This is a genomic window from Streptomyces sp. O3 (assembly GCF_054788135.1).
In genome coordinates this window covers 22,288-32,976 of record NZ_JBTVYK010000045.1, presented here as the reverse complement: position 1 = coordinate 32,976, position 10,689 = coordinate 22,288, and the positions used below count along the sequence as shown (strand labels likewise).

The 10,689-nt window shown below is 73.8% G+C and carries 9 protein-coding genes; all 9 read right to left on the bottom strand.

The window, feature by feature from the left end; all coding sequences use genetic code 11:
• Positions 1–14: 14 nt before the first annotated feature.
• Positions 15–887 (bottom strand): ACP S-malonyltransferase, encoded by an 873-nt coding sequence (fabD, locus tag ACX6XY_RS22075; protein ID WP_460333386.1) that lies wholly within the window; start codon positions 885–887, stop codon positions 15–17.
• Positions 884–2,305, bottom strand: coding sequence for a PfaD family polyunsaturated fatty acid/polyketide biosynthesis protein (locus ACX6XY_RS22070; RefSeq protein WP_460333383.1), 1,422 nt, complete (start codon positions 2,303–2,305; stop codon positions 884–886). Before ACX6XY_RS22070 ends, fabD begins: the two co-directional genes overlap by 4 nt.
• Positions 2,302–2,796 (bottom strand): hypothetical protein, encoded by a 495-nt coding sequence (locus ACX6XY_RS22065; RefSeq protein WP_460333380.1) that lies wholly within the window; start codon positions 2,794–2,796, stop codon positions 2,302–2,304. Before ACX6XY_RS22065 ends, ACX6XY_RS22070 begins: the two co-directional genes overlap by 4 nt.
• Positions 2,797–2,834: 38 nt before the next feature.
• A complete protein-coding gene (locus ACX6XY_RS22060) occupies positions 2,835–3,341 on the bottom strand; it encodes a hypothetical protein (RefSeq protein WP_460333377.1) in 507 nt (168 codons plus the stop codon).
• Positions 3,342–3,520: 179 nt separating this feature from the next.
• A complete protein-coding gene (locus ACX6XY_RS22055) occupies positions 3,521–4,093 on the bottom strand; it encodes a DUF6653 family protein (RefSeq protein WP_460333374.1) in 573 nt (190 codons plus the stop codon).
• Positions 4,094–4,190: 97 nt separating this feature from the next.
• The gene (locus ACX6XY_RS22050) at positions 4,191–5,603 is read right to left on the bottom strand and encodes a PfaD family polyunsaturated fatty acid/polyketide biosynthesis protein (RefSeq protein WP_460333371.1); all 1,413 of its coding nucleotides are present in this window, start codon (positions 5,601–5,603) and stop codon (positions 4,191–4,193) included.
• A gap of 124 nt (positions 5,604–5,727) precedes the next feature.
• Positions 5,728–8,751, bottom strand: a complete 3,024-nt coding sequence (locus ACX6XY_RS22045) for a helix-turn-helix transcriptional regulator (protein WP_460333368.1) — start codon at positions 8,749–8,751, stop codon at positions 5,728–5,730.
• Positions 8,752–8,795: 44 nt separating this feature from the next.
• Positions 8,796–9,053 carry an acyl-CoA carboxylase epsilon subunit gene (locus ACX6XY_RS22040; protein WP_460333365.1) on the bottom strand — a complete coding sequence of 86 codons (258 nt, stop codon included), beginning with the start codon at positions 9,051–9,053 and terminating at the stop codon, positions 8,796–8,798.
• On the bottom strand, positions 9,050–10,630 hold the full coding sequence (locus ACX6XY_RS22035; protein ID WP_460333363.1) for an acyl-CoA carboxylase subunit beta: 1,581 nt from the start codon (positions 10,628–10,630) through the stop codon (positions 9,050–9,052). Before ACX6XY_RS22035 ends, ACX6XY_RS22040 begins: the two co-directional genes overlap by 4 nt.
• Positions 10,631–10,689 lie beyond the last annotated feature (59 nt).

Sequence of the window (10,689 nt, the reverse complement as noted above, 5' to 3'; positions counted from 1 at the left end):
TAAGTCCTTCCGGGTCAGCTCGGCGAACCGGCGGGCACCGGCCGCTGCGCGCGTATCTGGCCGATCAGACCGGTGAGCACCTGGCCCGGGCCCAGCTCGTGGAACTCGGGCTCCGGCTGGTCGAGGAGGTGGGCGACCGACTCCGTCCACCGCACGGAGCCGGTGAGCTGGCGTACCAGCAGGTCGGCGGTCTCGTGGTCCTCGTACGGGCGGGCGGTGACGTTGGCGATGACGGGGATGCGCAGGGGCGCGAACCGGTATCCGGCCAGGAACCGCTCGAACTCCCGCGCCGCGGGCGCCATCAGACGCGAGTGGAAGGCGCCGCTGACCTTGAGCGGTACGACGGCCTTGGCCTCCTCGTTCAGCAGCGCGCTCGCGGCGGTGACGGCGTCGGGCGCGCCCGAGACGACGGTCTGCTCGGGGGCGTTGAGGTTGGCGACGTCGACGGGCGGGGCGTCGTCGCGGGCGAGTACGGCCCGCACCCGGTCGGCGGTGACGCCGAGTACCGCGGCCATCGCGCCGGGGCCCGCGTCGGCCATCAACGCGGCGCGTTTGGCGACGAGTTCGAGTCCGGTGGCGAAGTCGAAGGCCCCGGCGGCGAACAGGGCGACGTACTCGCCGAGGCTGTGTCCGGCCACGAAGTCGGGGATCTCGCCGGTGGTGCGCACCCGGTCGACGTACGACAGGGCGCCCACCGTGTACATGGCGCACTGGGTGTGGCGGGTGTCGGAGAGCCGCTGTTCGGGGCCCTTGAGGCACAGGTCGCTGAGAGAGTAGCCGAGGATCCGGTCGGCCTGGCGGACCAGGTGCGGGTAGGTCGCGAACAGCTCCTCTCCCATGCCCACGCGGTGTGCGCCCTGGCCGGGGAAGACGTGGATGACGGTCACATCGAGCCTTTCTGGAGGGCGGCGGTCTCGTCGATGCGCCGCTGCCACAGCCGTGCCGCGCCGTCCATGAGGAGTTCTGCCAGGTCGTCCACGTGGCGGGCGCGCCAGTCCTCGCGTGCGGTGCCGCGCAGCAGGGAGTTGAGCGCTCCCATCGCGGGGCCGCAGGGGATCTGGTAGTCGACGCGCTGTTCGGCCGAGCCGCGCATGGCGAGCCGGGTGGAGTGCACGAAGTACCACTTGAAGGTCAGGATCATCTTGAGCTTGGGGTCCCGCTCGGCGGCGGCCAGCTGGTCGGGGTCGCTGCCCCGCAGATAGGCGGCGGTCTCCTGCCACACGTCGTCGAAGGTGCGGCGGAAGAACTTCTCCTGGATCTGCCGGGCGGTCCTGGCGTCGAGCTCGTCGAGTGAGTCGTGGCGCAGATACAGCTCGTACAGCTTGTTGGCGCGGGCCGGGAAGAGCAGCCCTTTGCGCAGTACCTGGGCCTTGGCGCCGATCTCCAGCATGTCGCCCGCGGGCACGATCGCGGTGTCCTGGACGCCCGCCTGCTGGAGCAGGTCCTTGGCGGCGTCGCTGGTGCCCGCCTCGACGGTGCACTGGTTGACGGAGCCGGTGAGGACGAAGTCGGCGCCCATCATGAACGCGGCGGCCACGGCGTCGGGCGTGCCGATGCCGCCCGCGACCCCGACCCGCACGGCTTCGGCCGGGCGGTGCGCGGCCGCGACCCGTGCGCGCAGCCGCACCATGTCGGGCAGCAGGGTGACCAGGGGCCGCTGGTCGGTGTGGCCGCCGGAGTCAGCCTCGACGCACAGGTCGTCGGCCATGGTGATGTGCGCCGCGAGGTCGGCCTCTTCGGCGGTGACGCGCCCGGCCCGCAGCAGGTCCTGGACGACGGCGGGCGGCGGCGGGCCGAGGAAGGCCTCGGCCGTCTCGGGCCGGGACACCTTGCCGAGCACCTTGTTCGCGGCGGCCACGCGGCCGTCCGGGGTACGGGTGAGCCCGGTGACGCGGTAGCGGACCAGGGCGGGCGACATCTGGATGAACGCGGCCGCCTCCACGCGCCGGACGCGGCGCGCGAGGAGGAGGTCGACGAGTTCGTCTTCCTTGCGGGGGGCGCTGGGCGTGCTCAGCAGGTTCATGCCCCAGGCGTGCTCGCCGCCCAGGGCGGCGGTGAGGGTGCGGATCGCCGTTTCGACGCGTTCGGTACGCAGCCCGCCGGTGCCGAAGTAGCCGAGCAGCCCGGCCCGGCCCATCCGCTGGACCATGTCCTCGGACGCGGTGCCCTTGAACATCGCCCCGGCGACGTAGGCGTAGCGCACCCCGTGGTCGCGTCGGAACGCGGGGGACCCGAGGTGCTCGGGCGACAGCCGCCGCGCCGTGGCGGGCGCGGCGGCGGGAGCGGGGGCGCCCTGCTGGGTCACTTGGCCGTGGCGGTCTCGAAGCGGTCGAACACCGCGGGGATCTCGACGGCCAGGTGGCTGTAGAGCCGCTCCAGGACGACGAGGCGTTCGCGGCGTTCGTCGGACGCGCCGTCCAGGACCTCCAGGCCCCGCTTGAGGTGCTCGTGGAACCTCGGCACGTTGGTGAGCGAATAGCGCACGGCCTTGGGCCAGTTGTGCTCCGGGAGTGACATCCAGTAGTCGTCGCTGCCGGGCTCCTCGCGCTTCTCGAAGACGCCCGGTGTGGCGAGCAGCTTCGCGGCGTGGTCGACGTCCTCCCGCTGGACGCCGAGCGCCTTGACGATCTCGCTGGCGCGCTGCTCGACCGGGAAGCAGATCATCAGGTAGCCGAAGACATAGCCGGTGTTCCAGGCCATGTTGTCGGTGTCCTTGTAGTGCTTGGCGACCTGGTGGACGAAGCCGCGCTCGCCCTCGGTCAGTTCCGGCGCCTTCGGGGGTTCCTGCTCGGTCATGGTCGGTCCGTCCTCTCGCGGTGGGGTGGCGGGCTGGCTCAGGACGCCTTGGCGGCGTCCGGGGACTCGTACCGGTCGAAGACCGCCGGGAGTTCCCGTCCCAGGTAGCGGAAGAACGCCTCCATGTTGACCAGGCGGCGGCGACGCTCGTCGGGGGCGTCTTCGAGCACCTCGAGGCCGTGCCGCATCACCGCGTGGAAGTTCGGCATGGCCAGCAGCGCCTGTCGTACGTTGTTGGGCCACACGTCGGTGGTCATCGTCAGCGCGTACTCGCCGTCGGACAGCTCGCGGCGGGTGAGGACGCCGGGCGGGGTGAGCAGGCGGTCGATGTGGTCGACCGCGTCCCGGCTGACGCCGAGCGTCTTGACGAGCTGCTCCACCGACTGCTCGACCGGGTCGCTGATCATCAGCCAGCCGATGAGGTACCCGTGGTCCCAGGCCATCTTGTCGGTGTCCCGGTAGTGCTCGGCGATGCGGTCGACGTAGTCGCGCTCGCCCTCGCTCAGCCCTGGGGTCGGCGGCTTCTGGTCGGTCGGCGTCGGCATGGCGCGTCCCTTCGCTGTCGCTGGCTGATGACGCCCGCCGGTACGGATGTGTCCGGAGGCGTGTCGCGCCATCGAGCCTCGCCTGCCGGGGCGGGCCGGACACCAGGGTTCACCCCCAGCATTGACCCCCTGTGACCCCGGACTCGGGTACCCAGGGGTGGCGGGACGGCCGGGCCGGGTCAGCGGGGTGCGGGGTCCTGTGCGGCTGGGTCCGGTGCCGCTGGGTCCGGTGCCGCTGGGGCCTGCGCGGTTGGGGCCTCGGCCGTGGTCGCCTGCTCGTAGACCCAGCCGAAGTGGTCGATGCGCCACAGCTGCGCGAGGACGACGACCGCGCACCCGAAGGCCACCGGCCAGGGTTCGAGCGCTGCCAGGCCCCACACCAGGAAGACGCCGCCGAGCGGGCCGAGCCAGGCGAGCAGGGCGAGCGTCGTACGGTGGTGGCGCGGCAGCCGGGAGCGTTCGTGCACCCACAGGCGTTCGCCGTAGACGCCGCGTGCGGACCACTGGCGCGGCGGCGTGTCGACGGGCCGGAAGCAGCGGGGGTTGAGCCACAGCCAGCCGACGACGAGCGCGACGGGCACGAGCGCGAACCACCCGATCCAGGCCCTGCTCCAGACCGCCAGGAGCAGGGCGGGCACTGCGGCGAACCGCGTCCACACGCTCCAGGGGTTGGCGTGCCTGCGCCAGGCCTCGTCGGTCATGTGGAACGCCTTCGCGAAGCGCTCCCCCACTCGCCCGTCAAAACTGCCCATACCCGCACAACGAGCGGGTATCGGCCACGATGCGCCCGGTCTCGGCCAGTTGAGGGTCAGCTGAGTCGCTGAGTCAGGGCCAGGGCCAGGGCCAGGGTCAGTCTGACGTCAGGCCGCGCATCCGCTCGGTGAGCACCCGCGCCGCGCCGCGCATCAGGATCTCCGCGAGGTCGTCGACGTGCCGACGCCGCCAGTCCTCCCACGGGGTGCCGCGCAGATGGCTGTTCAACGCCCCCATCGAGGGCCCGCAGTTGATCTGGTAGTCGGTGCGGTCCTGCTCCGAGCCGCTCATCGCGGCCCGGATCGACTGGATGAAGTACGCCTTGAACACGAGCAGCATCTTGTGCTTCGGGTCGCGCTCGGCGAGCTCCAGCGAGGCCGGGTTGGCCTCGGCGTAGTAGGCGCGGGTCTCCTGCCACACCGCGTCGAAGCTGCGCCGGAAGTAGCGGCGTTGCAGCATGTCGGCGGTCTGCGGGTCGAGGTCGTCGAGCGAGTCGTGGCGCAGATACAGCTCGTACAGCTTGTTGGCGCGGGCCGGGTAGAACAGGCCGCGCTTGAGTACCTGGGCGCGCGCGCCGGTCTCCAGCTTGTCGCCCGCCGGGACGATCGCCATGTCCTGGGCGCCCGCGGTCTGCAGCATGTCCTTGACCCGCTCGCTGGTGCCGCATTCGACGGTGCACTGGTTGACCGAGCCGGTCAGCACGAAGTCCGCGCCCAGCACGAACGCCGCGGCCACCGACTCGGGCGCCCCGAGCCCGCCCGCGGCGCCGACCCGCACCCGCGCCGCGGCCGGGAAGTCCCGTGCGGCCAGGGTGCGTTGGCGTACGACGTCGGGGAGCAGGATGACCAGCGGGCGCTGGTCGGTGTGACCGCCGGAGTCGGCCTCCGCGCACAGGTCGTCCGCCATCGGCACCTGCGGCGCCAGGGCCGCCTCGCCGGGGGTGAGCAGACCGCGCGCGAGCAGGTCGTCGACGAGGTGGCGCGGGGCGGGTGCGAGGAAGGTGCCCGCGACCTCGGGGTGGGAGATCTTCGCGAGGATCCGGTGCGGGACGTGCGGCGAGCCGTCGGGGGCGCGGCGTGCCCCGCTGAGCCGGTAGCGCACCAGGCTCGGGGTCGGCTTCATGAACGCGGAGGCCTCCACACGGCGGATGCCGTGCCGCAGCAGCAGCTCGACCTGCTCCTCCTCGCGGGCGGGTTTGGTCATGCTGGCCAGGAGGTTGACGCCGTAGGGGCCGTCGTCGCCGAGCTCGCGCCGGAAGCGGTCGAAGGCGGCGACGGCGCGGTCGGTGCGCAGGCCGCCCACGCCGAAGTAGCCGAGCAGCCCGGCCCGGCCCATCCGCAGGATCATCTCCTCGGAGGCCACCGCCTTGTACATGGAGCCGGTGACGTACGCGTAGCGCACGCCGTGGGCCTCGCGGAACCCGGCGCTGCCCAGGGACTCGGGCGCGATGACGGGCCCGTCGCCTTCCCCGCTCCCGAACAGGTCCACGGGGCTGACCGCAACCGTCACTGTCGCCTCCCCTGGTCCGATCGAACGGTTCCCTGGCAGAGCGTGCCGAGCTCGCGGGCGGCGCGCCCCCGGCACACCCCCGGCACCCGCCCCCAGAATCGCCGGTCGCGGGGCATCGTCGTCATCATCCGGTGCGGCGTTCGTCGATGGCGCCGCCGGAACCGGCGGTGGCGGCGGACGCGAGTGCGCCGGGCAGTTCGGAGCGCTTGCCGATGCCGAGCTTGGCGTACGCCTGGCTGAGGTGCCATTCGACGGTCTTCACGGTGACGAACAGGGTCCGCGAGATCTCCTTGTTGGTCAGTCCGATCGACGCCTTCTGCGCGACCCGCAGCTCGGCGGGGGTCAGGGCCGCCGCGGGACCGGCGGTCGTACGGGTCAACCGGGCTCCGGCCAGGCGCAGTTCGGCCCGCGCGGCGTTGTGCAGGGCGCGGGCGCCGAAGCCGTGGGCCCGTTCCATCCCCTCGGTGAGGCGGCGGCGGGCGGCGGTGCGGTTCCCGGCGCGGCGCAGGGCCGAGCCGAGGGCGACGAGGGTACGGGCGTGCTCCAGGGTGCCCGGAAGCGCGGCCAGCAGGTCGGCGGCCTCCTCGACGCGGGCGAGGCCATCGCCGGTGCCCATCAGCTCGCTGTGGGTGCGCAGGGCGGCGGCCAGGGGGCGGGGAGCGCCGAACGACCGGGCTCGTACGATCTCCTCGGCGGCGATCTTCCGGGCGGCGTGCGGTCCTTCGGCCAGGGCCAGGGCGTGCGCCGCGTCCGGCAGGTACGCGCAGGCGGCGGACGGGGGGAGCCAGCCCCGGCGCTGGGCGAGTCCGCGGCAGTCGAGCAGTTCCGCCAGGCCTTCCGCGGGCCGTTCCAGGCGGATCCACAGGCGTCCGCGCGCCAGGCGGAGGGGGACGGAGAAGGCCGTGTCGGGCAGCTGCCCGGCGAGGCCGGTGCGCCGTAGCGTCTGCTCGGCCTCGGCGAGGCGTTCCGTCTCGATGAGGCAGTGCACCAGGGCGGCGGCCGCGACGGGCACGGCGATCAGCGTGAGGCAGGGCCCCGTCTGGTCACGCAGGACGGCGCGGGCCACGGTCTCGGCCTCGGCGATCCGGCCGCTGTCCAGCAGTACCGTGCCGCGCAGGGCCTCGGCCGTGGTCGCGGCCAGGGTGTGGCCCTGTTCGGCGGAGCGCCGCGCGATCTCGGCCAATGCCCGTTCCGCTGCGGGGAGTTGATCGCACTGCGCGAGGGCCCAGGCGGCAACGGTGACCGGCGGCAGCTCCATGTCCCGCTCGCCCGCCCGCTCGCCCGCCCGTACGTCGCCCGTCCGCGTCCCGGCCGCGACGGCCGACCGGGCGAGCCGGGCCACCCGCCGCGCGGGCAGCCCCCGCGCCAGGGCCTCACCGGCGGCCCGCGCCCGCACATCCGGCCCGCGAAGCGAGCCGCGCTCGGCGGCGTCCACGCCCGCGGGTGCGCTCTCGCTCGCGCGGGCGGCGGTGTCGTCGTCGGGGAGTGCCCAGGCCAGTACGGACCGGAGGGAGCGGGTCGCGGCGTGGTCGTGCGGGGCGGCTGTCGGGGAGAGGGGTTCGGCCAGGAGGGCGCGGGCCTCGGCGGGGCGGCCCGCCGAAGTGAGCGCGGCGGCCAGGTCGAGGCGTACGCGCTGCCGCTCGACCGGGTCGTCGAGGCCGCGCAGCGCCCCCGCCAGGTGGTCGACGCAGTCCGGGTGCCGGGCCCTGAGCTCGGCCGCGCCGAGGTCGGCGAGCACACGGGCGCAGTCGCCATCGGCGGGCGGTTCGGCCAGGGCGCGCCGCAGGTGGCGTACGGCGCGGCGCGGGTCGGCCGCGAGCAGCGCCTCGCGGGCCGCCGCGCGCAGCACCCGTACGGCCCACGGGTCCGCGCCGGGGTCGGTGCGGCACAGGTGGTCGGCGGCGGCGGGCGCCGACTCGGCGTCGGCGAGGCAGTGGGCCGCCCTGCGGTGCGCGGCGTTGCGCTCACGGGCGGACAGCCCGGCGTACACGACCTGCCCGACGAGCGGGCCGTGGAACGTGTACGGGACGCCGGGGCCGAGGACGCCCGCGTCCCGTAGCGCACCGGCCGCCGCGACGACGTCCGCGTGGTCGATGCGGGCGACGCGCGCGCAGTGCCGCGGCTCGGCGTCCGCGCCGAGTACGGCGATGGCCCCGGCCAGGTCCGTCACCGTGCTCGGCAGCCTGCCGAGCCTGCGGCGTACGTTCCAGGCGGCCCTGCGCGGGGTGAGCCGGTGCAGCGCGGCGACCGCCGCCTCGTCGGGTTCGATGCCGCGCGTGGCGGCGTCCTCCAGCAACTCCCGTAGATGCAGCGGGTTTCCGCCGGTCGCGGTGTGGCAGGCGCGGACGAACGACTCGTGCGCGATGCGGCCCAGCCGCGCGGCCGCGGCGTCCGCGACGGCCTTCCGGCTCAGCGGGGCGAGGCGGGCGACGCGGGCCGACGGCGAGGTGGCGGCGGCCATCAGCAGATCACGGCCGTCACTGCCGCCGCAGCCGTCACTGCCGCCGCCGCGGTCACCGCCCATGCCGCCGTCGTCGTCATCGGCGAGCGTACCGGCGAGCACGATCACGATCGGGGCGCCGTCGACGCGGTTGGCGAGATAGCCGACGAAGCGCAGGGAGAGTTCGTCGGCCCACTGCGCGTCGTCGACGACGAGCAGCAGCGGCCGCCGCGCGGACAGGTTCCGGCACAGCCAGTACAGGCCGTGCAGGGCGCCGTACACCTCGCCTTCGACGCCGGGGTCCAGGCTCGCGTGAGCACCGCCCCCGGCCCCGTGCGCCTGGCCGCCGCCCGCGGCGTCTCCCCCGTCCCCGTACGCGAACAGCGGCCGGGCGAGGGCCGCGGGCCCGGACAGCGCCGGGATGTCCCGGTCGCCGCGCGCCGCTCCGCCGACCTGGCTCTCGAAGAGCTGGCGTACGACGGCCCAGGGAAAGTCCCGCTCGAACTCGCTGCCGCGCGCGTGCAGCACCGTGCAGCCCTGGGCCGCGCCCTTGTCGCGCGCGACGCGCAGCAGGCCGGTCTTGCCGAGCCCGGCCGCCCCGTCGAACACCACCACGCCGCCCTCGCCTTGGCGCGCGCGGTCGAGCGCGGCGGTCACGAGGTCGGTCTCCCGTTGTCGCTCGAGGAGCGGCACGCCGCCCTGGTCCATCCTCAATTCCCCCTTCGGCCGGTTTCCGCGAGGCCGCGAGGCGTTCACGACGCCCAGGCGCCCGGCGTCCGGAACCCCTTCGTGTGCCAGGACCGCGCCGTGCGCGCCGCCCCTGGTCGGCCCCTGTGGTCTGGTCGGTCCGTGTGCCGTGGCGGCCGCACGCGCGCGGCGAGCAGCGCGGCGAGCGCGGTGAGCGCGGCGATCTCCTCGGGCGTCGGGTCGCCCCTGACCACCCGCAGCGAGACCGCCGCCGCCCGCGCTTCTGCGTCCGCCCGCGCGTCCGTGTCCGCCCGCGCGTTCACAGCGGCAGGTTTCCGTGCTTGCGGCCCGGCAGGTCGGCGTGCTTGCCGTCCAGCATGTCCAGCGCGTCGACGAGCCGGGCTCTGGTCTCGGCCGGGTCGATCACGTCGTCTACCAGGCCGCGCTCGGCGGCGTAGTAGGGGTGCATCAGCTCGTTGCGGTATTCCTTGATCTTCTGGGCGCGTACGGCGTCCGGATCGTCGGCGGCGGCGATCTCGCGGCGGAAGACGACGCCCGCCGCGCCTTCCGCGCCCATCACGGCGATCTCGTTGGACGGCCAGGCGAGCGCGATGTCCGCGCCGATCGAGCGGGAGTCCATGACGATGTACGCGCCGCCGTACGCCTTGCGCAGGATCAGCGAGACTCTCGGCACGGTCGCGTTGCAGTACGCGTACAGCAGCTTCGCGCCGTGCCGGATGATCCCGTCGTGCTCCTGGTCGACGCCGGGCAGGAAGCCGGGTACGTCCACGAGGGTCACCAGCGGAATGCTGAACGCGTCGCAGAACTGCACGAAGCGCGCGGCTTTCTGCGACGCGCGGATGTCGAGGACACCGGCGAGCGCGGTCGGCTGGTTGGCGACGATGCCGACGAGGCGGCCGTCGAGGCGGGCCAGGGCGCACACCACGTTGGGCGCCCACTGGGCGTGCGTCTCGAAGAACTCGCCGTGGTCGACGATCTCTTCGATCACCGCGCGCATGTCGTACGCCTGATGGGGTCCCGCCGGGACGATGTCGAGCAGCCGCTCACCGCGGCGGTCCACGGGGTCGGAGCGGTCGCCCTCCGGCGGCCGCTCCCGGTTGTTGGCCGGGAGCAGCGACAGCAGATAGCGCACGTCCGCCAGGCAGCTCTCCTCGTCGTCGTACGCGAGCGCGGCGACCCCGGACGCGGCCGCGTGGCTCGTGGCGCCGCCGAGCTCCTCGTGGGTGACGGACTCCCCGGTGACCGACTGCACCACGTCGGGTCCGGTGATGAACATCTGGGACGTGCCGCGCACCATGAAGACGAAGTCGGTGAGCGCGGGCGAGTAGGCCGCGCCGCCCGCGCAGGGGCCCACGATGACGCTGATCTGCGGGATGACGCCGGAGTTGCGGACGTTGCGCTGGAAGATGCCGCCGTAGCCCGCGAGCGCGGTGACGCCCTCCTGGATGCGGGCGCCCGCCCCGTCGCACAGGCCCACGACGGGCGCGCCGGTGGTGGCCGCGAGATCCATCAGCTTGTGGATCTTCTCCGCGTGCGCCTCGCCGAGCGCGCCGCCGAACATCCTGAAGTCGTGCGCGTAGGCGAAGACGGTCCGGCCGTGCACCCGCCCCCAGCCGGTGACCACCCCGTCGGTGTGCGGTCTGCGGTCCTCCAGGCCGAAGCCGGTGGCCCGGTGCCGCCGCAGTCCCTCGATCTCGGTGAACGTCCCGTCGTCAAAGAGGAGTTCGACGCGTTCGCGGGCGGTCAGCTTGCCCTTGGCATGCTGGGCCTGAGTGGCGCGTTCATCGGCCCCGTGCACCACCTGGTCGCGCAGGGCGGCCAGTTCCTCGGTGCGCTCCCGCAGCGACACATAACGACGCGTTCCCTCGACGAAGCTCATGCGACCTCTTTCGACGCCGATGCCCGATCGGCCTTGACTGCCCGGTCTGGTGACGCATG

Bases quoted from the DNA above. Each gene is read 5' to 3' on its own strand.
- ACX6XY_RS22065 (WP_460333380.1), bottom strand. From the start codon at position 2,796: ATGACCGAGCAGGAACCCCCGAAGGCGCCGGAACTGACCGAGGGCGAG.
- ACX6XY_RS22060 (WP_460333377.1), bottom strand. From the start codon at position 3,341: ATGCCGACGCCGACCGACCAGAAGCCGCCGACCCCAGGGCTGAGCGAG.
- ACX6XY_RS22055 (WP_460333374.1), bottom strand. From the start codon at position 4,093: ATGGGCAGTTTTGACGGGCGAGTGGGGGAGCGCTTCGCGAAGGCGTTC.
- ACX6XY_RS22045 (WP_460333368.1), bottom strand. From the start codon at position 8,751: ATGGACCAGGGCGGCGTGCCGCTCCTCGAGCGACAACGGGAGACCGAC.
- ACX6XY_RS22035 (WP_460333363.1), bottom strand. From the start codon at position 10,630: ATGAGCTTCGTCGAGGGAACGCGTCGTTATGTGTCGCTGCGGGAGCGC.